21 protein-coding genes are annotated in these 20,734 nt (G+C 65.9%); 6 read left to right on the top strand and 15 right to left on the bottom strand.

The features are described 5' to 3' along the window. Positions 1 to 40: 40 nt before the first annotated feature. Positions 41 to 493, bottom strand: a complete 453-nt coding sequence (locus AC56LY_RS22685) for a MarR family winged helix-turn-helix transcriptional regulator (RefSeq protein ID WP_499583352.1) — start codon at positions 491 to 493, stop codon at positions 41 to 43. 78 nt (positions 494 to 571) lie between these two features. Beyond that, the gene (locus tag AC56LY_RS22680; protein ID WP_499583351.1) at positions 572 to 1,087 is read right to left on the bottom strand and encodes a DUF6622 family protein; all 516 of its coding nucleotides are present in this window, start codon (positions 1,085 to 1,087) and stop codon (positions 572 to 574) included. 145 nt (positions 1,088 to 1,232) lie between these two features. Here AC56LY_RS22680 and AC56LY_RS22675 point away from each other — a divergent pair, with 145 nt between their 5' ends. Beyond that, the gene (locus AC56LY_RS22675; RefSeq protein WP_183553958.1) at positions 1,233 to 1,553 is read left to right on the top strand and encodes a hypothetical protein; all 321 of its coding nucleotides are present in this window, start codon (positions 1,233 to 1,235) and stop codon (positions 1,551 to 1,553) included. Between the two features lie 6 nt (positions 1,554 to 1,559). Further along, the gene (locus AC56LY_RS22670; RefSeq protein WP_499583350.1) at positions 1,560 to 2,453 is read left to right on the top strand and encodes a LysR family transcriptional regulator; all 894 of its coding nucleotides are present in this window, start codon (positions 1,560 to 1,562) and stop codon (positions 2,451 to 2,453) included. On the opposite strand, the gene AC56LY_RS22665 is transcribed toward AC56LY_RS22670, so the two are convergent. Further along, positions 2,441 to 3,643 (bottom strand): MFS transporter, encoded by a 1,203-nt coding sequence (locus AC56LY_RS22665; RefSeq protein WP_499583349.1) that lies wholly within the window; start codon positions 3,641 to 3,643, stop codon positions 2,441 to 2,443. The genes AC56LY_RS22670 and AC56LY_RS22665 overlap by 13 nt on opposite strands. Before the next feature lie 93 nt (positions 3,644 to 3,736). Next, a complete protein-coding gene (locus tag AC56LY_RS22660; RefSeq protein WP_499583348.1) occupies positions 3,737 to 4,786 on the bottom strand; it encodes an NAD(P)-dependent alcohol dehydrogenase in 1,050 nt (349 codons plus the stop codon). A 305-nt stretch (positions 4,787 to 5,091) separates the two neighbouring features. Between AC56LY_RS22660 and AC56LY_RS22655 the strand changes: the two genes are divergently transcribed. Beyond that, on the top strand, positions 5,092 to 6,699 hold the full coding sequence (locus AC56LY_RS22655) for a GGDEF domain-containing protein (RefSeq protein ID WP_499583347.1): 1,608 nt from the start codon (positions 5,092 to 5,094) through the stop codon (positions 6,697 to 6,699). Here AC56LY_RS22655 and AC56LY_RS22650 read toward each other — a convergent pair. Beyond that, complete coding sequence (locus AC56LY_RS22650) at positions 6,673 to 7,374, bottom strand: YjjG family noncanonical pyrimidine nucleotidase (protein ID WP_499583346.1); 702 nt, start codon at positions 7,372 to 7,374, stop codon at positions 6,673 to 6,675. The two genes, AC56LY_RS22655 and AC56LY_RS22650, sit on opposite strands and share 27 nt — an antisense overlap. A 55-nt stretch (positions 7,375 to 7,429) precedes the next feature. After that, complete coding sequence (locus tag AC56LY_RS22645) at positions 7,430 to 7,615, bottom strand: hypothetical protein (RefSeq protein WP_183553968.1); 186 nt, start codon at positions 7,613 to 7,615, stop codon at positions 7,430 to 7,432. 117 nt (positions 7,616 to 7,732) lie between these two features. On the opposite strand from AC56LY_RS22645, the gene AC56LY_RS22640 reads away from it, so the two are divergent. After that, positions 7,733 to 8,248 carry a CcdC protein domain-containing protein gene (locus AC56LY_RS22640; protein WP_499583345.1) on the top strand — a complete coding sequence of 172 codons (516 nt, stop codon included), beginning with the start codon at positions 7,733 to 7,735 and terminating at the stop codon, positions 8,246 to 8,248. A 31-nt stretch (positions 8,249 to 8,279) separates the two neighbouring features. On the opposite strand, the gene AC56LY_RS22635 is transcribed toward AC56LY_RS22640, so the two are convergent. The 9 genes from AC56LY_RS22635 to AC56LY_RS22595 form a co-directional block, all read right to left on the bottom strand. Then, positions 8,280 to 9,290: a formylglycine-generating enzyme family protein gene (locus AC56LY_RS22635; RefSeq protein ID WP_499583344.1), complete on the bottom strand. Its 1,011-nt coding sequence runs from the start codon at positions 9,288 to 9,290 to the stop codon at positions 8,280 to 8,282. Between the two features lie 105 nt (positions 9,291 to 9,395). Next, complete coding sequence (locus AC56LY_RS22630; RefSeq protein ID WP_499583343.1) at positions 9,396 to 10,154, bottom strand: LytR/AlgR family response regulator transcription factor; 759 nt, start codon at positions 10,152 to 10,154, stop codon at positions 9,396 to 9,398. After that, entirely contained in the window at positions 10,151 to 11,290 is a 1,140-nt protein-coding gene (locus tag AC56LY_RS22625) for a sensor histidine kinase (RefSeq protein ID WP_499583342.1), read from the bottom strand. Before AC56LY_RS22625 ends, AC56LY_RS22630 begins: the two co-directional genes overlap by 4 nt. A gap of 96 nt (positions 11,291 to 11,386) precedes the next feature. Beyond that, positions 11,387 to 14,209 (bottom strand): ATP-binding protein, encoded by a 2,823-nt coding sequence (locus AC56LY_RS22620; RefSeq protein WP_499583341.1) that lies wholly within the window; start codon positions 14,207 to 14,209, stop codon positions 11,387 to 11,389. An 8-nt stretch (positions 14,210 to 14,217) separates the two neighbouring features. Next, positions 14,218 to 14,937 (bottom strand): hypothetical protein, encoded by a 720-nt coding sequence (locus AC56LY_RS22615; RefSeq protein ID WP_499583340.1) that lies wholly within the window; start codon positions 14,935 to 14,937, stop codon positions 14,218 to 14,220. Continuing rightward, positions 14,934 to 16,313 carry a hypothetical protein gene (locus tag AC56LY_RS22610; RefSeq protein WP_499583339.1) on the bottom strand — a complete coding sequence of 460 codons (1,380 nt, stop codon included), beginning with the start codon at positions 16,311 to 16,313 and terminating at the stop codon, positions 14,934 to 14,936. The genes AC56LY_RS22615 and AC56LY_RS22610 overlap by 4 nt, the downstream gene beginning before the upstream one ends. A 170-nt stretch (positions 16,314 to 16,483) precedes the next feature. Beyond that, entirely contained in the window at positions 16,484 to 17,230 is a 747-nt protein-coding gene (locus AC56LY_RS22605; protein ID WP_499583338.1) for a DUF3108 domain-containing protein, read from the bottom strand. A gap of 7 nt (positions 17,231 to 17,237) precedes the next feature. Further along, a complete protein-coding gene (locus AC56LY_RS22600) occupies positions 17,238 to 18,380 on the bottom strand; it encodes a DUF3108 domain-containing protein (RefSeq protein WP_499583337.1) in 1,143 nt (380 codons plus the stop codon). 44 nt (positions 18,381 to 18,424) lie between these two features. Continuing rightward, positions 18,425 to 19,228, bottom strand: coding sequence for an IclR family transcriptional regulator domain-containing protein (locus AC56LY_RS22595; protein ID WP_499583336.1), 804 nt, complete (start codon positions 19,226 to 19,228; stop codon positions 18,425 to 18,427). A gap of 175 nt (positions 19,229 to 19,403) precedes the next feature. Here AC56LY_RS22595 and AC56LY_RS22590 point away from each other — a divergent pair, with 175 nt between their 5' ends. Together AC56LY_RS22590 and AC56LY_RS22585 are read left to right on the top strand one after the other, a co-directional pair. Beyond that, complete coding sequence (locus tag AC56LY_RS22590; protein ID WP_499583335.1) at positions 19,404 to 20,081, top strand: 3-oxoacid CoA-transferase subunit A; 678 nt, start codon at positions 19,404 to 19,406, stop codon at positions 20,079 to 20,081. Next, positions 20,069 to 20,731 carry a 3-oxoacid CoA-transferase subunit B gene (locus tag AC56LY_RS22585; protein WP_499583334.1) on the top strand — a complete coding sequence of 221 codons (663 nt, stop codon included), beginning with the start codon at positions 20,069 to 20,071 and terminating at the stop codon, positions 20,729 to 20,731. The genes AC56LY_RS22590 and AC56LY_RS22585 overlap by 13 nt, the downstream gene beginning before the upstream one ends. Positions 20,732 to 20,734 lie beyond the last annotated feature (3 nt).

Below are 20,734 nucleotides of genomic sequence, written 5' to 3'. Positions count from 1 at the left end.
ATCATTCAGTGTGCTCATCAAGGTGTGGTTGCGCCTCCCGTCAGCTTGCGTCGCGGATGCGCGCGCCGAAGGAACGCGTCTCCAATACCGCGATCGCTTGTTCGAGGCAGGCGGACAGAGGGAACGCCAGCTCCGCATCGAGGCTGTCGGCGGCTGACTTGGTCGCCTGCCAGCACACCCTCAGTCGCGGTAACAATGTTTCGCCGGCGGCGCTGAGGCGCACCACGCGCTGCCTGCCGTCCGCGCCACCAGCCGCCACCGTCAACAGGCCCTTCCTGATCATCAATGCCACTGTCTGCGTGGCGGCGGGCTGGGTAATACCGGCCAGAACTGCCAGCTCGCCGATAGTCGCGCTCTTCTGCTCGGCCAGCACCCTCATCACTGGCGTGTAACGTGGCCGGTAATCCAACCCCGCTTCGACATAGGCTTGAGCAACTGCACCATCGAGTAGCTCAATCAGATGTCGTAACTGTGTGCCGAGTCCTGGTTTCATGCTCCAATACTAACATTTACATATAAGTGCTTATATATATTTTTGCGTTACCTGGATTCTCCGGTCGTCCGTTACTGCTCAAAGTGGACTCGGGATTGATGTCAGCTGGTTACATCCCAGTGCGCTGGCCATGCGCGCCAGGCGGCCCAGCAGCATCCCGTTGAACACGCCGAACACCAGACAGATCGTCGCGGCCACTGCCAGCTGGTGCGCCAGGTGCGGCTGGATCACCAGCACGACCGACGTGATGTACTTGGTCAGAAAGATCGCCAGCATCAGGATCAATGGCATCACGCTGCCACGCACCAGCACGCAGTCCGGCGCCGTACCGGCTGCAATGCGCGTGCGGCCGAACCGCCAGGCCAGCGGCATCGCCGCCGCACAGCCGGTGACCCAGGCGGCCACCAGCACCATTCCCATGTCGAACTTGAGCGCCATATCGTTCAGTGACAATCCCAGCATCACCAGCGGCAGGATCAGCATCCGGCGCAGCGTCAGTTCGCGATCGCGCATCTCGGCGACGCCGCGCCAGAGCAGGAACGCGAGGATGGCCCAGACATACAGGGGCGTGTGGGTCAGGATCTGGATCAGCATGGCGGGCTCCGTGAAAGGTAGAAGGTGCATGCATTGTGCGGACACGCCGGGCGCCGCAGCATCCCATGCGACGAAGGGGCGCCCGGCCGGCGCGAACTGCCTGCCGCACGGCGCGAACTTTGCGCTGGCCGGGTAGAATCTGGCCATGGCAAGCAAACATCCCATCTTTCCCGGCCCACGCACCGCACGCGGCGCGGTACTCGCCGTGCTGTTGTCGAACGCCGACCAGGCCGGCAGCGAACCGCTGCGCGGACGCGTGACGCTGGCCGCGATCGTGCGCGCCTTGAAACGCAAATACCACTGGCCGATCGAGACCACCAGCTTTCCGTCCAACGATATCGACGGGCGCGCCACCTGGGCCACCGTCTACAGCCTGCCGCAGGGCGTCATCGATACGGCGCTGGCTGGCAAGGGCAGCGACTGGCTGCGCAGCACCCGCAGCGGCGGCGAGGCCGATCAGGCTTGAGCCCGCATGGCCCGCGACAACATCAACGACATCCTCGTCTTCATCGCCGTTGCGCGCGAGCGCAGCTTCACACGCGCCGCCGCCAAGCTGGGCATGAGTCAATCGGCCCTTAGCCACATCGTGCGCGGGCTGGAGGAGCGCCTGGGCGTGCGCCTGCTCACGCGCACGACGCGCAGCGTCTCGCCCACCGAAGCGGGCGAGCGCCTGCTGCAGAACGTGGGGCCACGACTGGAAGAAATCGATGCCGAGATCACGGCCATCAGCGACCTGGGCGACAAGCCCGCCGGCACCGTGCGCATCACCGCGATTGACCATGTGATCGACACGGTGCTGTGGCCGCGCATCGCCCCACTGCTGCCGCAGTATCCCGAGCTGCACATCGAAATCAGCTCGGACTACCGCCTGGTGGACATCGCGGCCGAGCGCTTCGACATCGGCGTGCGCCATGGCGACCAGGTAGAGAAGGACATGATCGCCGTGCGCCTGACGGCCGACGTGCCGATGCGGATCGTCGGCGCGCCCGCCTACTTCGCGCGCCAGCCGGCGCCGGCGTCGCTGCAGGATCTCATGACGCACAACTGCATCAATCTGCGGCTGGCCAGCAGCGGCGGGCTGTATGCGTGGGAATTGCTGCATGACGGCCAGCCGATCGAAGCGCGCGTGCGCGGCCAGGCGGTGTTTACCAACGTCCATCACATGCTCGCTGCGGCGCTCGATGGCGTGGGCGTGACCTTCCTGCCCGAGAGCCTGGTCGCGCCGTACCTGCAGGCCGGGCGCCTGGTCAGCGTGATGGAAGACTGGTGTCCCAGCTTTCCCGGCCTGCACGCCTACTACCCGAGCCGGCGCCATTCCTCGCGCGCACTGGGCCTCGTGATCGACGCGCTGCGCTATGCTGGCTGAACCAAGCGGCCGGCGCGCGCCGCCAGCAACGCCAGCAAGCTGGCCGCGACCAGCACGGCGGCGCTGAACCCGAACGTGGCGCCATGGCCGCTGGCGTCGAACAACAGGCCACCGCCGGTGGCGCCCAGCATGATCGCCAGCTGCACCACCGCCACCATCAGGCCGCCGCCGGCTTCGGCATCGCGCGGCAACGTGCGCGCCAGCCAGGTCCACCAGCCCACCGGCGCCGCCGTCGCCACCAATCCCCAGATGGCCAGCAGCACCGTCGTTGCTGCCACTGACTGGCCAACGACGAGCAGCGCCGCCGCGATGGCGGCCATGATGAGCGGAATCGCGATCAGGACGGGGTACATGCGCGCCTTGAGCACGGACCCGATCAGCGTCGTACCGATGAACCCGGCCACACCCAGCGCCAGCAGCATCAGCGACAGCGTTGCCACATCGACGCGGGTGACGGTTTCAAGGAACGGCCGCAGATAGGTGAACAGCGCAAACTGCCCCATGAAGAACAGGCTCGCCGCCGCCATGCCCAGACAGACCGCAGGGCGCTTCAACAACGCGACCATGCTGGCCGGCGCCTGCCGGTGTTCCGGACGCAGCGCCGGAAGGCTGAACCAGAGCCAGGCCAGGGCCAGCGTCGCCACCGGCACCAGGCAAAAGAAGGCACCGCGCCAGCCGATTACACCGCCCAGATAACTGCCCGCTGGCGCGGCAATCACCGTGGCCAGCGCATTACCGCCATTGAGGATGGCCAGCGCGCGCGACACGTCGGCCGTGGGCACCAGGCGCATCGCGGTGGCCGCCGACATCGACCAGAAGCCGCCGATGGCCACGCCGATCAGCGCGCGGCCCACCATAAACAGCGGATAGTTCGGCGCAAACGCGGCCACGGTGCCGGAAGCGATCATCAGGCCGGTCAGCGCCAGCAACAGCGTCTTGCGATCGAGCCGCCCCACCACCGATGTCAGGCACAGACTGGTCAGGAGCGCGAAGGCACCGGAAATGGCGATCGACTGCCCGGCCTGGCCTTCGGTGATGCGCAGGTCGGCCGCCAGTGGCGTGAGCAGGCTGACCGGCATGAATTCGGATGCGACGAGGGCAAAGGCGGCAAGCGACATCGCCAGCACGGCGCCCCATGCCGCGGGCGCGGCCGGCTTGCTGTCGCAAGCGACGGAAATGGTTGGATTCATTGGTTATGCAAGAGTGGAAAACAAACGCTCCTCCTGTACCGGGGGGTGCAGGAGGAGCGGAGAGACACGGCCCGCGACGGGGCCGAAGGAACCTTACGCGGCCAGCGTGGCGCTGTCGATCACGAAGCGGTACTTGACGTCACCCTTGAGCATGCGCTCGTAGGCGCCGTTGATCTCATCGGCGCGGATCATCTCGATGTCCGACACGATGCCGTGTTCGGCGCAGAAGTCGAGCATTTCCTGGGTTTCCGGGATCCCGCCGATCATCGAGCCGGCGATCGCGCGGCGCTTCATGATCAGGTTGAACACCTGCGGCGACGGGTGCGGCGAATCCGGCGCACCGACCAGCACCATGGTGCCGTCGCGCTTGAGGATCTGCAGGAATGCGTCCAGGTCGTGCGGCGCAGCCACCGTGTTGATGATCAGGTCCAGCGTCTTTGCCTGCGCCGCCATGGCATCGGCATCCTTCGAGATCACCACTTCATCGGCGCCCAGCGCCAGCGCGTCGTCGCGCTTGGAGGCCGACGTCGTGAATGCCACAACGTGTGCGCCCATCGCGTGGGCCAGCTTGATACCCATGTGGCCCAGGCCACCGATGCCGACGATGCCGACCTTCTTGCCAGGACCGGCGTTCCAGTGGCGCAGCGGCGACCAGACGGTAATGCCGGCGCACAGCAGCGGCGCCACGGCGGCCAGCTGTTCTTGCGGGTGCGTCACGCGCAGCACGAAGCGCTCGTGCACGACGATCTGCTCGGAGTAGCCGCCCAGCGTGTGGCCCGGTGCATCCGGGGTTGGGCCGTTGTAGGTGCCGACCATATTGTCGCAATAGTTTTCCAGGCCTTCGCCGCAATCGGCGCACGCCTTGCACGAGTCGACCATGCAGCCGACGCCGACCAGGTCACCGACCTTGTGCTTCGTGACGTGGGCGCCGATGGCCGACACGCGGCCGACGATCTCGTGGCCTGGCACGCAGGGAAATTGCGAGCCGGCCCATTCGCCGCGCACGGTGTGCAGGTCGGAGTGGCAGACGCCGCAGAAATCGATCGCGATCTGCACGTCGTGCGCGCCAGGTGCGCGGCGCGTGATGTCCATCGATTCGAGGGCTTGGTCGGGCGCGTAGGCGCCATAGGCTTTGACAGTCATGAGAATCCTTGTGGTGGGCTTGCTTGTTTACTTGATGTAGCGGGATGGCCGCAGGGTCGCAGGGTCACGCAAAGGCGCGGCGGCACTGGGTGAATCTACCAGCAGCCACTATAGCCCTGCTGGCGCGCGAGAGTAAGGCCGATTCGCTCATGGGGCATATGACGCTCCCTCATGAATACACCGGCCTGCCAGCTACGGCGGCTTGCGCCATAGCATCGACTCCGGTGGCACAATACGTTCGGGAGAGCATGCATCGTGCAGGGGCGACGTGCAACCCCGGTTGCATTTCATGGAGCGCAGGCGCATTGACACCATCCAACGACAATCCGGCCCTCGATTTCCTGCGCTTGTCCAGCAAACGCAGGCCCGTGGTGCGCTTTGTGGTCGCCGCGACGGTATTGGCCTGCATCCTGCTGGTGGCCTTTGCCGCGTGGTTCATCGAGACGACGCGCCAGGCGCAGATCGCGCAGACCACGGTCGCCACCAGCAATGTCGCGCGCATGATCGGAGCCCAGGTCGAATCGGCCATGAAGACCACGAGCATGGCGCTGGCCAACGTCGCCGAGCGCGTCGAACACGATGGCACAAGCCCCGCAGCGCTGGCGCGGCTGCAGGCGCACCTGGTCGAGCTGACCCACACGACACCCGAGCTGCATGGCATCTTCGTGTATGGCGAAGATGGCGCCTGGCTGGCCACGTCGCTGGACCAGCCGGTCATGGCCAACAACGCCGACCGCGCGTATTTTCAATACCACCGCGAGCATCCGGGCCGGGACATCCACATAGCGCATCCGGTGCGCAGCCGCTCGAGCGGCATCTGGGTATTGCCGGTGTCGCGCCGCATCGACCATGCCGACGGCAGCTTTGCCGGCGTCGTGCTGGTCACGCTGAAGGTCAACTTCTTCGAACAGATCTACGATGACCTCGATGTCGGCCGCACCGGCACGGTGCTGCTGGCGCTGGGCGACGGCACGGTGGTCTACCGGCGCCCGTTCGACGAGAAGATCATCGGCACCAACCTGTCGCATGGCGCGGTATTCCAGGCGATCCGCAACAAGTCGGGCGGCGCCGAGTTCCTGACCGCCTCGATCGACAAGATCGAGCGCCTGTACAGCTATCGCCGGGTCGACCGCTTTCCATTCGTGATCGCCGTCGGCCAGACCAAGGACGAGCTGCTGGGCGACTGGAAGCGCTCGAGCCTTCTGATCGGCGCCGTCACGCTGCTGATCGCGGCCCTGTTCACGCTGTTCGGGCGCAAGCTGGTGCGGCAGATCGCGATCCGCGACCGGCTCGACCAGACCTTGCGCGCCTATTCCGAAGACCTGCAGCGCGATAACCTGGGGCTGCACGAACTAGCGCACACCGACAAGCTCACGCAACTGGCCAACCGGCGCCGCTTCGATGACATGCTGGACCACGAATGGCGCCGCGCGCAGCGCAGCAATGCGCCGCTGGCGCTGATCCTGCTCGACATCGACTACTTCAAGAAGTACAACGACCATTACGGCCATCCGGCCGGTGACGCCTGCCTGCAGGGCGTGGGCGGCGTGCTGGCCGCCAGCCTGAATCGCACCGGCGACCTGCCCGCCCGCTACGGCGGCGAAGAATTCGCCATCATCCTGCCGGCGACCGATCTGCATGGCGCACTGGCCGTTGCCGAACGCATGCGCCAGGACATTCTTGGCCTCTCCATCGCGCATGTGGAATCGCCTTTCGAGACCGTCACGGCCAGCCTGGGCGTGGCCTGCTTCGAGCCTGGCGGCAAGGAGTCATTGAGCACCGCCGACCTGGTCGTGCGCGCGGACATGCAGCTCTACCAGGCCAAGGCCGCGGGCCGCAACCGGGTGTCCGGCGCGGCCTTCAGCGCCACCGGCGCCGACGCCGGTTCAGGCGAGGGCCAGGCGGCGCAATGAGGCGTCGATGTCGTGCAGGCTATCGACTTCGCAGGTGGGAATGGCGAGCGATTCGTTGGCCAGGCGGCCCGGATTGAACCAGACGCTGTCGATGCCGAAGCGGTTCGCGCCGAGGATGTCGGCGTCCAGGCGGTCGCCCACGATCACCGTATCGGGCTTGGTGAAGGTGCGCGCCATCTTGCTGGTGTATTCGAAGAAGCGGGTGTCCGGCTTGGCAAAGCCGCAGGCTTCGGACGTGGCGACGAACGACAGCGACGGGGCCAGGCCCGAACTGGCGATGCGCCGGTGCTGGATCGCGTGCGCACCGTTGGTGATGATGCCCACTTCGCCGATGGCGGCCAGCGTTTCGCACAGCTCTACGGCGCCGTCCACCAGCACGACGGTATCGGCGAGGGATTCGCTGTACACATCGCTGGCAACGTGCGGATCGAGGTCGATCCCGTTGTCGGCGAAGGTCTTGCGAAAGCGTTCGATGCGCAGGAAGTCCTTCGACACGGCGCCCTGTTCAAAGAGGCGCCACAGCGCAACGTTGGTCATCTGGTACTGCGCGAACAGGACGTCAAGGCCGTCACGCAGATCGAAGTGCGCCATCGTGCGCTGGAAGGAAGCTTGTTCGGAAGCCCGGAAATCGAGCAGGGTGTCGTCGAGGTCAAACAGGAAAAGTCGGTGTTTCATTGCGTCCAACAGTAAAGCGGCAATGCTCCATGGTAGCACCGGCCGCCAAGCTGCGTCAGCTGGGGTTCGGATCGGGCACCGGCTCGTCATCGTGCGGCAGATGGCCCGGCTGGTGGTGCGGATGCGGATGCGGCGCCTCGAACGGATCGGGCATCGGATCGTCGACGGGCGCCGGATCGGGCGCGCGATGGGCGTGGATGGAAAACGGCGGCGCTGATTGCGCAGTATGGCCTGCTTGCATGATGCGGTCCTCCCGGGTTGGCTGATTGGCCCACCTTAGCATGCGCTCCTGCGGCGCGGCGCGCGTGGGCGTGGGCTACAATGCGGTCTTTCCGCACACCGCCTGCTGACCGTCCCCATGGAACTTTCGATCACCACCCTGGCCCTGCTCGTTCTGACCCCGCTGCTGGTCTGGCGCATCTACGCGCGCATCAAGAAGCAGATGCTGCGCCAGCGCTCGATCTACCAGCGCCATTACACGGGCATCCTGGTGTTTGGCGCGATGATCCTGGTGCCCGCAGCGCAGCTGCTGGCCAGTCCCTACAACCTGGCGGCGCTGCTGGTGGGCGCCGCCGGCGGCATCGGCTACGGCGTATGGGGCCTGAAGCTGTCGCGCTTCGAGGCCACGCCCGAGGGTTACTTCTTCACGCCGAACGCCCGCCTGGGCCTGGTGATGGCAATGATCCTGGTGGCGCGCATCCTGTACATCGGCGTCGAGATCTACGCCAACCAAGGCAAGGGCTTGCCCACGCCCCAGTTGAGCGACAGCCCGTTGACCATGCTGTGCGTGGGTCTCACCAGTGGCTACTTCGCCTGCTATTCGGTCGGGCTGCTGCGCTGGCGGCGGCGGGCCAAGCGCGAAAGTCAGCTGTAGATGCAGCTGTAGACGCAGCTGTAGACGCGTACTAGTTCAGGCGCCTGTCACGCTCGGTCTTCTGGGCCAGCGCCAGTGCGGCGTCGAAATCGGCGTCGTTCGCCGCGCACTTTTCATCACACGCCCCAATATCCTCGGCAATACGGAACCCTTCGCCCAGGCTGCTCGCATTGGTTCGGCCGCCATGGCCCCGCGCAGCGCTGCGCAACACCGCCCGCGCCGACGCATAGCTGCCGCCGCGCGTGATGAAATATCCATTCTCTTTCTCACAAGCGCCACGCCAGACCGTGCCGTCCGCCGGCGCGCCCTGGTAATCCGGGTGTTCGCAGTCGGCCACCCATTCCGCCACATTACCGATCATGTCGTACAGGCCGAAGGCATTGGCCGGATACATGCCGACCACCGTTGTAAAGGCAGCGCCGTCGTCGCAATCGGTCGCCAGCATGTCCAGGCCATAATCCTGCTTGAGCGCGGCCTTGAAACGCCGGTCTTTCATGTTCGCATACGCGCACAGGCCGTCGGCATCGTCGCCGGACGGGTAACGCGTGGTCGTGCCGGCGCGCGCGGCGTATTCCCATTCCGCTTCGCTCGGCAGGCGAAAGCGCCGCCCGGTCTGACCCGAGAGCCAAGCGGCATACGCATTCGCATCGTCCCAGGTCACGCACAGCACCGGATGGAACTCGCCCGGTGCATGGGCAGGTGTATCCCACTTGACGTCCTTGCGGGCCATGCCGTCGGCGCGGTCGAACTGCCAGCATGCGTCCTGCGTCCGGTAACCGGTCGCCGCGACAAACTGACGGAACTGGCCAACCGTGGTCTCGTAACGGGCCAGGCGAAAGGACTGGATGCGCACCAGGTGCGGCGGCTGTTCGGCCGGATTGTGGCTGCCGTCGCCGATGCGCGGTTCGGTGCTGCCCATCGTGAACTGGCCAGTCGGGACCGTGACCATCGGGGGCGCGGAAACAGGCTTGGCGGCGGCTGCAGCGGGATCGGCGCCAGCGATCGCGCACAGCAGGGACAGGGAAACGATCAGGGTTTTCATCAGGGGCTCCTCGTGGTCAATGGCGCCAGAGTGCCAGCTCGAGAATGCCTGAGCAGCTGCGTCGCGACGGATCGACAATAGGAACGACGAGTGGCAAGCAGGCCGCTACATCGCCTGGAACAGGGCCACGTAGGCGCGGCTCACCGGCAGCTCGACCGCATGGCCCCGCATGCGCAGGTACAGGCGGCTGGCCTCGTCGCGCCGGGTGCCAACGAGATGGGCCAGGTTGACGATGGTGGCGCGGTGCACTTGCCGGAAATGCGCCGGGTCCAGGCGCGAAGCCAGTTCGGCGATCGGTGCCCGGATCAGGTATTCATCGCCTGCCGTGCGCACGACCGTGTATTTGTCATCGGCTCGGAAGAACAGCACATCGCCCACCGGCACGTTGTGGACCAACCCGCCCTTGGCGGCGCGCACATAGTGCAGGCGCTCACCCTCCCCCGTTTTCGTGCGCATCAACTGCTCCAGCACGCTTGCCAGCGCGGCGTTCTCGGGCACTGGCGGTGCCTGCAACATTGTCCGAACGCGTGCGAGCGTGCGTTGCAGGCGTTCGAGGCGCAGGGGCTTGAGCAGATAGTCCAGCGCCGCGTGCTCGAAGGCCTCGAGCGCGTGCTCGTCGTGCGCGGTAATGAAGATCACGCGTGTGGCGCCCTCGATCCCCTGCGCGACTTCAAGCCCGGACAGGCCCGGCATCTGGATGTCAAGGAACGCCAGATCCGGCATGAATCTGGCGATGGCGGCAGCGGCGTCGATACCGTCTTCTGCCACGTGGACGATCTCGAGTTCCGGCCAGAGCTGTTGCAAGCTTGCGGCCAAGTGGCGGGCCAGATGTGGTTCGTCGTCGGCGATCAGGGCGGTGGTCATGGTGTGGAATGATACGGCAGGTCGAGCGTCGCCCTGGTGCCACCACTGTCGGCGCTGGCCTCGAGCGTGAGCGTGGCACCCTCGCCATAGCGATGGTGCAAGCGCGCGCGGATATTCTCCAACGCCATACCGGCGCCCGTGCGCGCACAACGTGAGGGCGCCGCCAGCCCCAGGCCATCGTCCACCACGCTGATCACGAGCCGGCCCTGCTCGATGCGCGCACCGATGCACACGCTGCCGCCGCCAACCTTCGGTTCCAGGCCATGCCGGACCGCGTTCTCGACCAGGGGTTGCAGCAGCAACGACGGCATGCGCGCGGCGCGTGCGTCGTTGCTGGCGTCGACCGCGAACGCGAGCCGCTGCCCCATCCGGATGTGCAACAGGCGAAGGTACGTCGTCACCATCGCCAGTTCGGCATCCAACGTGGCTTCTGGTCCGCGCAACTGCGACAGGCTCGAACGCAGGTGGTCGGAAAACGCTTCGAGCATCGCACGTCCGCGCGCCGGATCGTACGCCAGCAGCGACTCGATCGTGGCCAGGGTGTTGAACAAGAAATGCGGCTCGATCTGCCCGTGCAGCAGGCGCAGCTGCGCTTCGGCCGCCTGCGCCTGCAGGGCATGGCGCTGCAGGCGCAGACGCCAGAAGATGCCATGCACGACAGCCAGGAACGGCAAAAATTGCAGAAAGCGGATCTGGCGCCGCAGCACCGACGCACCGGACAATTCGCTGCCTGGGTACACCATCGCCAGCACGCCGCTGCCGACCAGATTGCCGGCCATGATGCCGACGACCAGCATGGCGCCGACTGCCACGGCCGCGCGCCAGTCGCGCACCGGCGAAAGCGCGGCCAGGCGTTCTGCGGACAGCAGCCACTCGACGGCGCGCACCAGCGCCAGCATCGTCCAGGCGATCGACTGGAACAACAGGAATACGCCAATCACCAGACGCCGCATGAAATCGGGATCGCGCGTCTCGATGGTCAGCATGTCGGTCAGGCCGAGCAGACCCAGTGACGCCCAGGCCAGCGTGGCCAAACCGCTGGCGATCGCCGGGCGCATCCACCACGGCCCCGGGTGGTGCTTGCGCAGGGTCCAGAATGCGTGCCAGGCCGGCTTGATGGATGTGGTGATGTGCATGAGGCGCGATCGTAACGTGAGCCTATCCTTGGCCGTACCAATTCGTGGCGCAAACAGGCATAAAAAAAGGGAGCCGGTACCGGATCCCTTTTTGCATCAAGCCGCCTTCGCGTCTTCCTTCCGGCGCTGCAGCACGAAAATCGGCTGCGCCCACTGCTGGTCCTTCTTCTTCTTGCTCGTGATGAGCGTCAGTTCCGACGGGTCGTAGACGTCCGTGTTGTGCGTCAGCGGGGTCGTCATCAGGTACTGGGCGTCGGTGTTCTTCAAAAACTCGCCGACCAGCTGGATGTTGCGGATATCCAGGTGGGCAAACGGTTCGTCGATGAACACGAAGCCGCCCGAGCCTTCCTCGGACTTGAGCAGGCCAATCAGCAGCACCAGCGACTTCATGACCTGCTGGCCGCCCGACGCTTCACCATCGTTCATCCCGATCTGGTCCTTGCCGTCGAACTTGAAGCGCACGTGCAGGCCGGCCTGCGACAGTTGCACATCGTCGTTCTCGAGGCGCACCGGGTCGGCCTGCACGTCGATCCCGGCCAGGCCACCCAGTTCGCGGATATTCTTGGTATAGGTCTTGATCGTGTAGCGCAGGCGCTCGATGTAGGCGCCGCGTGCATTGCCGGTCGCTTCGATCGCGCGGTTGTTCTGGTAGCGGCGCTCTTCGGTTTCCGTCTGGCGGCTTTCGAGCTGGTCATGCAGGCGCGCATACTGATCGACCACCGTCGGGTCGAGTTCCCAGTCGTCGCGCGCCAGCGAACCTTCAAGAGACCCCAGGCGCAGATTGACCTGGTGCGCATTCTGGTGCTTGGCCACCAGGTCGCCCCGCCAGCCCGGATTCTTCCAGGCGCCCGGCACTGCGCGCCAGCTGCGGCGCAATTCCAGCAGTGCTTTGGCGTGCTCGGTGCGCTGGTCGATCTGGCGGCGATGGTTCAGGCGCATGCCTGCCTCGGCTTCCGACAGCGCCATGCGCGCGTTCTGCCACACGGTGTCGGCGCGGGTGCGCGCGACGGTCGCGTTCTTGCTCAGCGTTTGCAGCTCGCCCAGGCGCGCGCCCACTTCCATCCGCTCGGCTTTGAGCGGCGCCAGTGCGCGCGCGGCTTCCTCGAATTCTTCCTGACGGGCCGACAGTTCCTTGGCCGCGTCGACGCCGGCAATGCGCGCCTTCAGGCCGCCCACTTCGGCGGCCAGCTTCGAGATCGCCAGCGTCAGCGCGTCTTCTTTCTGTTCCAGCGCCGGCAGCGATTTCTGGATCGCTTCCAGGCGCTGCGTCTTGCCAGCGGCGCCAAAGCGGTAGCGCGATGCTTCGACGAACAGCGAGCGGCCACCGCGGCGTTCGCGGTGGTAGGCGTCCGGCGTGATCCACTCGTCCGAGCGGCTCTTGAAGCCGTCGTCGACCGAATCGACGCGCACGATGCGTTCGAGCTGGTCGATCAGCCAGCCCGGGGCCTTGCCAGAGAAACTCACCACCGACAGCAGGCTGTCGTCCTTGACGACCGGCGCCGTCACGCAATCGGGCACGATGAAGTGGCGATAGCGCTCCTTCTCGGCCAGGCGGTAGGCGTTGGCGGCATCCGACGCTTTTTCGAGCAGCACGACCGATGCGTAACCACCGAGCACACCTTCGACCGCGCCCTGCCATTTCGGATCGGTCACTTCGACGATGTCCGACAGCATGGCGTGCGCGATGCCTTCGTCGCGCAGTGCGCGGCGCATCAGGCGCTGCGCTTCGGGTTCCGGCATCGCGCTCTTGCCCTGCAGCTGGGAGATCGTCGCCAGTTCGCCCGCGATCTTCGTCGACACAGCTTCGCGCGCGCTCTTCTGACGCGCCAGCTCGGCTTCTTTTTCACCCAGCTGCTTGCCCACTTCGGCAATGTCGGCGCCCGCATCGGCCGACAGCTTCTGCAGGCGGTCGCGCTGTTCCAGCAGGCTTTCCAGCGGTTTCAGGCGCGTGTTCACTTCGGTCAGGCGGCGGGCGAGTTCGCCGCCCTCCTGCTCGAGCTGCGTTTCCTGCTTCTGCGCGTCGGTCAGCGCGCGCTGCTGGCTGGCCAGCTGGCTGCGCTTCTCGGCCAGCTGGCCGTCGGCCTGCACCAGGGGCTTCTTCGCTTCGCGCAGCGTGCGCGAGACCAGCAGCGCTTTTTCGCGTGCTTCGTGGTACTGCAGCGCCGGCAGTACTTCTTCGTGCAGCTCGCGCTTTTCTGCGTGCAGGTCGGACCACTGATGGTGGTTGGCCACGCGCAGGCGCAAGCCTTCGAGGTTGGTGCGCGACGCTTCCAGCTCGGCCTCGAAGCGCTTCAGTTCGGTCTCGGTGTCGCGCTGGTGGCGCTTGGCTTCGTCGTAGGCGTCCAGCACTTCCTTGTCGCCAAACACCTGGAACACCAGGTCGAGCAACTGGCGCGGCGCGTATTCGCACAGCTTGTCGGTCTCGCCCTGCTCCAGCGCCAGCACTTTCGACATCGCCGGCGACAGGCCGGCCGACGCCAGGCGCTTGCGGTAGTTTTCCACGCCCAGCCAGTCGGTCGCTTCGGTCACTTCCTCGATCTCGACGTTCCCCGGGCGCATCAGGTACTGGCGCTTCCAGTCGCCACCGTTCTTTTGCACCTGGCAAAACAGCGTGACTTCATCGTCGGCGAAAAAGCCCGAATGACGAAACGGCCGGTTCGACAACTGGCGGCCCACCGGCTTGTTGTCGACGACGGCGCGCAACCAGGCGCTTTGCTGGCCCGAGTGGCGCGCATAGTGTTTATACGTGCGGCCCATCGAGCAATCGAGCCCGAACAGCGTGCGCATTGCATCGAGCAGCGTGGTCTTGCCCGAGCCGTTCTGGCCGGCGATCGTGATGATCTTGGCGTCGAGCGGGATGTTCTTGATCCGCTGCCAGTAATCCCAGTGGACCAGTTCAAGTGATTTAATGTGGAACATCGGCTATCTCAATTCGGGGTGTCGGTGACATCGGCGTCGGCGTCGGCATCGGACGCGTCGACCGGCGCATCATTGGCCGCAGCGCGGCGTGGAACCACCGCCAGCGGGGCGCGCTTGAAGACTTCGGACAGCGCGCCGTTGATGATGCGCTCCTTGAGCACGTCGGTGTCCATCATCAGGTCGAGCAACGGGCCTTCCAGGATCACGTCGCCGCGGCGCTCGATGAAGCCCAGTTTCGACAGCACGCCCAGGTTCATGTCCATGCGCGTCTTCTTGCCCAGCTTGTCGCCGAAGTCCGACAGCAGCGCCGTGTACGAAATGCCGATCGAGGTGTCTTCGGCGCGCGGGATCGACAGCTCCTTCTCGAACATGTCGTTCTGGTCGTCGTCGATGGTCGTATGGGTTTCCTGGCGCTCGCGCTTGGGCAGGATGATCTGCGCCCACAGCACGACCAGTAACGCCACGCCATCGCGCGTCAGGCCGAAGTTATTGTTCTGCCAGATGTCCTTGGCGCCGAAGATCTTCGGCTCGACGTTGCGGTGCAGGGCCACGGTAACGTGGTCGGCGTACACGTTGTCGAGCAGCTTCAGGCCCGATTCGAGCAGGCGCTTGTCGACTTCGGCGCGGAACTGGTCGTCCGACAGCGCGCGCTTGACCATCTTGTCGTCGCGGCGCAGGGTCTGGTGCGTCAGCAGGCGCGCGATCAGGATTTGTGCATCGTCATTCATGGGGCAGGCTGTCCATCAGGAGTGGGATCGGCATTCAATGAAAGGGTCGCGACCGACATGGCCGCCACTTCCGGGTCGTTCAGCTGGACCATCTCGTCGAGCGAGACGAACGTGAGCGGCAGGCGCGCCAGTTCGGCGGTCGCGCCCTGCAGGCTCGCTTCGGACGCATCGCCCAGGAGCGGCAGCAGCGAGGCGCGGTACGAGGCCAGCGCGAACGTGGCCGGCAGCAGCGATTCGTGCAGCTGCACCCGGCGCGGGCCGACACTCGAAAATTCGGGGAAGTTGCCCAGGTTGGCGAAGTCGGCCAGCTTGTTGATCCAGTCGTTCAGCTCGAGCTGCATGGCCGGATTGTCGTTGATCGTCAGCGGCGCATCCTGGCCGCTCGGCAGGCCTTTCGGGCCGGTCGAGATGATGCGCTCGGCCAGCAGTTCGGTTTCGGCCACGTCGATCATCTCGGCCGGGGTGCCGAACAGCGGCGTGACCGGCCGATCGATCGCGCCGGCGGCCAGGCTGGCCAGGTCGTCGTGCGCCAGCAGCCAGCGTTTGACGTCCGTGGTCGACAGGCCCGACTGGCCCAGGTGCACGCGCTGGCGTTCGATCTGGTTCAGCGCGCGCGAGAACATGCCCTGCATGTTCAGGAGTGCACTTTGCGCGCGGCCGATCGCCTGCGCCGCGCGGTGCGTGGCGGCATCAGCCCGCTCGTCGGACGTGATGGCGCGCAGGATGACCGAGCCCTTCTCGACCCAGTCGCAGGCCATGTGCCACTTGGCCTGCGAGGTGCGCAGGCGAAACTCGGAGCCGGACGCGATCGCATCGCGGAACTCTTCGGTCAGTTCGACCAGACGCCCCAGCAAGTGTTTCAGCTGGTCGACCGTGACGCCACCCACGGCCTGGGCGCCGGCCACCTGCGACAGCAAAAAGCCCATCTCGGCTTCATCGCCTTCGGGCTTGCCCAGCGCCAGCAGGGTTTCCAGCGCAGAGAGCACGTTGCGCGCCAGTGGCGTGATGCGGTAGACGGCCGCCGGGGCATCCCAGGCCAGCAGGCCATGGCCGCGCAAGCGGTTGAGCACCGTTTCCAGGCTTTCGGGAACGAGATAGGCCAGCTTCTGGTTGATGTCGGCGCGCGAAAAAGCTGATGTAGATGCATCGCCAGCCAGTTCGCGCAGGACGAGCAGACGCACCAGCACGCCATCTTGCGAACCGTGGAACAGGGCCGTGAAGGCCGACAGCATTGGCTGGGCACGCTTGAGGTGGAAGACTTGCTCGATCTCGTCGGGCGCAATGCCATCCTGGAAGTGCACCTGCAGCGGATCAAGTTCTTGCGCTGTCGTCGAGGCGTCGGCAGCGTGCGCCGCGCCGGCTTGGGGGTCGATCATTTTGTTAATAACCAGTCTCGTGCGCGGCCGAGACGGGTCTGCAGTGCATTTGTTACAACAGACCCGGCCAGCTTCGCGGGGGCGTCAGTATAACAGTTAAGACTGGGCAATTCCGGAATGGCTGCCCGCTGGGGCAGCCTCTGCAACACCGAGCAGGCTCGCGTCGCGGCTTACGACTTGGTCACGCTCTTGAGCGTCTGCTCGATGGTTTCCTTGTCGCCTTCGGTGAAGCGGATCTTGACCGGATAGTACTCGTGCGCCGGCGCCAGCCAGACGTCCACGCTCTGGTCGCGGCTGCCTTTCAGCGCCGCGCGGGTGACGAGGATCGCATCTACCTCGCCCAGGCCCGTTTTGACTTTTTCGTTCCGCACGACCTTGAAAGTCCAGGTCTCGGCGCTGCTGCGCCCTGCCACGAAGAACGGCCACTCCGAGCCGGGCTTGAACTTGTCGCCGGCGGCGCGCGCCACGGCGGCCAGTTGCCAGGTGACCGACACGCGGTCCTGCTCCCCGCCCTTGAGCGGATAGGTCTTCTCGCCTTCCGAGAAGCGCATCGTCTTGTCGCCACGGTCGAACGTGATCGAGGTCGGGTCCTTGCGCATGCGCTTTTCGGAAAACTCGGTCGGCGCCAGGCCGTAAGCGTCGATGACGCCCTGGCTCCGGTTGTCGAGCAGCGTGCCCAGGATCGCCACGCGCGATTCGAAGCGCACGTCGTATTTGCCGTCGCCGGCGCGCCAGCTGACGGTAGCGTCGCCTTTCAGGGCCAGGCCCTTCTGGCGCGCGGCCAGGTCGTAGGCCAGGTCGGCCGATGGCGGCAATTCGAACGCGCGCTTGACGGCCTGATGAGCGGGCTGGGCGGACGCGCCACCCAGTGCGAAGGTCAGCGCCAGGGCTGCACCGATGTGTCGAATGTTGTTCATAGGCATATCAAGATCCTGAATGGTCCAAGACGATATTATTCACTGTTTGCGTGGTTACTGCTCCGTTGGGCTCGGTATTGCGAATCCGCACCGGATACCAGCCGTGCGCGGGGGCCAGCCAGATGTCCAGGCGCGACTTGTACGAGCCCGGCTGCGGCGGGCGCGTCAGGTGCCAGGTTTGCAGTGTGCCGAGTTTGGTGTCGATCGCTTCCTGCCCCACCACCGTGAAGCGGTAGATGACCGCGTCGCGGTCTTCTCCGACAAAAATATCGATGGCGCCGGTGAGCTGCTTCGGGTCGCCGCGCGCGATCGCCGCCAGTTGCAGCGGGATGCTGGCCTTGTCCTGGGCGCCAGCGGGCAATTGGTGCATGGCTTCCGATGCCGAAAACGTGATCACGCCCTTGCCCCAGTTGAAATGGGTGGCCGTCATGGCGCGGCCGCGCCGCTTCTCGGTCATCGTGATTGGCGCAAAACCCGTTGCGGCCACTGCCCCCTCGCTCTTTAATACCACCAGATTGACCCGCGCGAACACGACGCGGATGCCGGCTTCGATCTGGATGCGGTAGCTGTCCGCGTTCAGTTGCCAGGCCAGCAGTGCCTCGCCCGACCACGCGGTGCCGTCGGCGTCGGTGCGCGCGACGTCGAGCGTGATCTTTGCGGGCGGCGGCATGTCGACGACGTAGCGGCGTGCTTCCGGTGTTGCCGGTGTTGCCGGTGGCGGCGGTGGTACAGCCGCTGCCGGCGCGGGTGTTGGCGGCGCCTGCGGGGCCGGCGCCACGGGCGTGGGTTCGGCCACCGGCGCAGCGGGCCCGGTGCCAGGGCCGTCCGCGGCGGGCACTGCGGCGCTGACCGGTGTGATGTCCCCTGGCCGGTCGGGCACGGCAATCTCCACCGGCACCGGCGGCACGCGGGGCAATGGCGGTGGACTCACCTCGGGCAGCGGCACCGGTTCGGGCGCAGGCACCGGTGCTGCGTCCACCGGCAGCAGCTGGGTCACCAGCGTCAGTGGCGCACCACCGGATACGGCCGGAAGCGACAGGCCCGGGCTGACACCCTGCAGCGCGCTCAGGACGATCCAATGCAGCAGCACGACCACCGCCACTGGCAGCAGCCGGCGACGACGGGGAAGAAGAATCGGTGCGGATGGCATGACGCTAGTGTAGCGCGGGCGCCGGGATGGACACGCGTGCCGGGTCAGGGCAGCAGGATCGACAACTCCTGCGCGCCGGCGCGCAGGACCGGCAGGAAGTCGTCTTCCATCTTGCGGCGCGACACCCGCGCCGCGTGCGCGCCGATATTCAGCGCCGCCAGCACATTGCCTGACGCGCCGCGCACCGGCACGGCTATCGAACGCAGGCCGACCTCCAGCTCTTCTTCTACCAGCGCGTAGCCGGCATCGCGCACCTCTGCCAGAATGGCCCTGAGCCGCTCCGGGTTGACCACCGTAAGCCCGGTCATGGCCTTGAGCGGCACGTGCGCCAGATAGTCGTCCAGCTCGGGCCCCGGCAGGTGCGCAAGCAGTACGCGGCCCAGCGCCGTGCAATACGCCGGCAGGCGGCTGCCGGTCGTGAGCGACACCGACATGATGCGCGAGGCGGCCGAGCGGCCCACATACAGCACTTCATCGTCCTGCAGCACGGCGAGCGAGCAGGATTCGTTCAGGCTGCGGCTGACCTGGTTCAGGTAGGGATGGGCCGAGACCGTGAGCGGCGTCGACGACAGGTACGAGTAACCGAGCGACAGCACCTTTGGCTTGAGCGAGAACTGGTTGCCGTCGGCAACCGCATAGCCCAGCGCGATCAGCGTGTGCAGGCAGCGCCGCACCGAGGCGCGCGGGATGGCCGTGCGGTGGCTGATCTGGGCAATCGTCAGGCTGCGGCGCTGGTCGCTGAACGCCTGCAGCACTGCCAGCCCACGTGCCAGCGACAGCATGAAATTCGGGTCGCTGGCCGCGACGTCTTCCGTGGCTGGCTCAGCCGGCTCGTGTGGCGTGCTCATGGTGCTCCTTAGCAATGATGTGATAAACCGTTCGGCAATCGAACACATTCCGTCGGGCTATCTTGCGCCATGGCCCGGCGCACTTCTACACTCGATTCACCTGTTCTGTGATCAGACATTAGTGCGATTATCGAACAGTGTCAACGAGCGCCTTGCGCTGGAGAGGACCTGCACCATGATCGACAAGATTTCACCTTCGCTGGAGGCGGCGGTGGCCGATATCCCGGATGGCGCGACCATCCTGATCGGGGGCTTCGGCACCGCCGGCATGCCTGCCGCCCTGATCGACGCACTGATCGCCCAGGGGGCGCGCGACCTCGTCATCGTCAATAACAACGCCGGCAACGGCGACACCGGCCTGGCGGCGCTGCTCAAGGCGCGCCGCGTGCGCAAGATCATCTGCTCGTTCCCGCGCCAGGCCGATTCGCACGTGTTCGACGCGCTGTACCGGGCGGGCGAGATCGAACTCGAACTGACACCCCAAGGCAACCTGGCCGAGCGCATCCGCGCCGCCGGCGCCGGCATCGGTGGCTTTTTTTCGCCCACCGGCTACGGCACCGATCTGGCGGCCGGCAAGGAAACGCGCCTCATCGACGGGCGCCACTATGTATTCGAGTCACCGATCCATGCCGACTTCGCGCTGATCAAGGCCTTGCACGGCGACCGCTGGGGCAACCTCGTGTACCGCAAGACAGCGCGCAACTTCGGCCCGATCATGGCGATGGCCGCGCGCTGCACGATCGCCCAGGTCACCCGCGTGGTCGAACTGGGCGAACTCGATCCGGAAGCCATCGTCACGCCAGGCATTTTTGTTCAGCGTGTCGTACTGGGAGAACCCGCATGCAACGCTTGACCCGTGACCAGATCGCCGCGCGCGTCGCGCGCGACATTCCCGAAGGCGCTTACGTGAACCTGGGGATCGGCCTGCCGACGATGGTTGGCGCGCACCTGCCCCCGGACCGCGAGGTTTTTCTGCACAGCGAAAACGGCCTGCTCGGCATGGGCCCGCCGCCCGCCCCCGGCGACGAAGACGAAGACCTGATCAATGCCGGCAAGCAGCCGGTGACGCTGCTGGCCGGCGGCAGCTACTTCCACCACGCCGATTCGTTCGCGATGATGCGCGGCGGGCACCTGGACATCTGCGTGCTCGGCGCGTTCCAGGTGTCCGTACGGGGCGACCTGGCCAACTGGCATACGGGCGCACCGGACGCGATTCCGGCCGTGGGCGGCGCGATGGACCTGGCCATTGGCGCCAAGCGTGTGTTCGTCATGATGGAACACCAGACGCGTGACGGCGCCAGCAAGATTGTCGAGCGTTGCACCTATCCGCTCACCAGCCTGGCGTGCGTGAGCCGCATCTACACCGACCTGGCCGTGCTCGATGTGACGCCCGATGGCCTGGCGGTGCGTGACATCGTCGATGGCCTGTCGTTCGCCGAACTCGAACGCCTGACCGGCATGGCGTTGACGGATGCGACGCAACCCCACCCCGCCCAACCATGACAG

Source organism: Telluria sp. ZT3P25 (assembly GCF_059685895.1).
The sequence above is the reverse complement of the archived record's forward strand: the minus strand, read 5'-3'. Positions and strand labels throughout refer to the sequence as shown.

Coding starts and splice junctions, on each gene's coding strand:
- AC56LY_RS22685 (WP_499583352.1), bottom strand. CDS start 493: ATGAAACCAGGACTCGGCACACAGTTACGACATCTGATTGAGCTACTC.
- AC56LY_RS22680 (WP_499583351.1), bottom strand. CDS start 1,087: ATGCTGATCCAGATCCTGACCCACACGCCCCTGTATGTCTGGGCCATC.
- AC56LY_RS22675 (WP_183553958.1), top strand. CDS start 1,233: ATGGCAAGCAAACATCCCATCTTTCCCGGCCCACGCACCGCACGCGGC.
- AC56LY_RS22670 (WP_499583350.1), top strand. CDS start 1,560: ATGGCCCGCGACAACATCAACGACATCCTCGTCTTCATCGCCGTTGCG.
- AC56LY_RS22665 (WP_499583349.1), bottom strand. CDS start 3,643: ATGAATCCAACCATTTCCGTCGCTTGCGACAGCAAGCCGGCCGCGCCC.
- AC56LY_RS22660 (WP_499583348.1), bottom strand. CDS start 4,786: ATGACTGTCAAAGCCTATGGCGCCTACGCGCCCGACCAAGCCCTCGAA.
- AC56LY_RS22650 (WP_499583346.1), bottom strand. CDS start 7,374: ATGAAACACCGACTTTTCCTGTTTGACCTCGACGACACCCTGCTCGAT.
- AC56LY_RS22645 (WP_183553968.1), bottom strand. CDS start 7,615: ATGCAAGCAGGCCATACTGCGCAATCAGCGCCGCCGTTTTCCATCCAC.
- AC56LY_RS22640 (WP_499583345.1), top strand. CDS start 7,733: ATGGAACTTTCGATCACCACCCTGGCCCTGCTCGTTCTGACCCCGCTG.
- AC56LY_RS22635 (WP_499583344.1), bottom strand. CDS start 9,290: ATGAAAACCCTGATCGTTTCCCTGTCCCTGCTGTGCGCGATCGCTGGC.
- AC56LY_RS22630 (WP_499583343.1), bottom strand. CDS start 10,154: ATGACCACCGCCCTGATCGCCGACGACGAACCACATCTGGCCCGCCAC.
- AC56LY_RS22625 (WP_499583342.1), bottom strand. CDS start 11,290: ATGCACATCACCACATCCATCAAGCCGGCCTGGCACGCATTCTGGACC.
- AC56LY_RS22620 (WP_499583341.1), bottom strand. CDS start 14,209: ATGTTCCACATTAAATCACTTGAACTGGTCCACTGGGATTACTGGCAG.
- AC56LY_RS22615 (WP_499583340.1), bottom strand. CDS start 14,937: ATGAATGACGATGCACAAATCCTGATCGCGCGCCTGCTGACGCACCAG.
- AC56LY_RS22610 (WP_499583339.1), bottom strand. CDS start 16,313: ATGATCGACCCCCAAGCCGGCGCGGCGCACGCTGCCGACGCCTCGACG.
- AC56LY_RS22605 (WP_499583338.1), bottom strand. CDS start 17,230: ATGAACAACATTCGACACATCGGTGCAGCCCTGGCGCTGACCTTCGCA.
- AC56LY_RS22600 (WP_499583337.1), bottom strand. CDS start 18,380: ATGCCATCCGCACCGATTCTTCTTCCCCGTCGTCGCCGGCTGCTGCCA.
- AC56LY_RS22595 (WP_499583336.1), bottom strand. CDS start 19,228: ATGAGCACGCCACACGAGCCGGCTGAGCCAGCCACGGAAGACGTCGCG.
- AC56LY_RS22590 (WP_499583335.1), top strand. CDS start 19,404: ATGATCGACAAGATTTCACCTTCGCTGGAGGCGGCGGTGGCCGATATC.
- AC56LY_RS22585 (WP_499583334.1), top strand. CDS start 20,069: ATGCAACGCTTGACCCGTGACCAGATCGCCGCGCGCGTCGCGCGCGAC.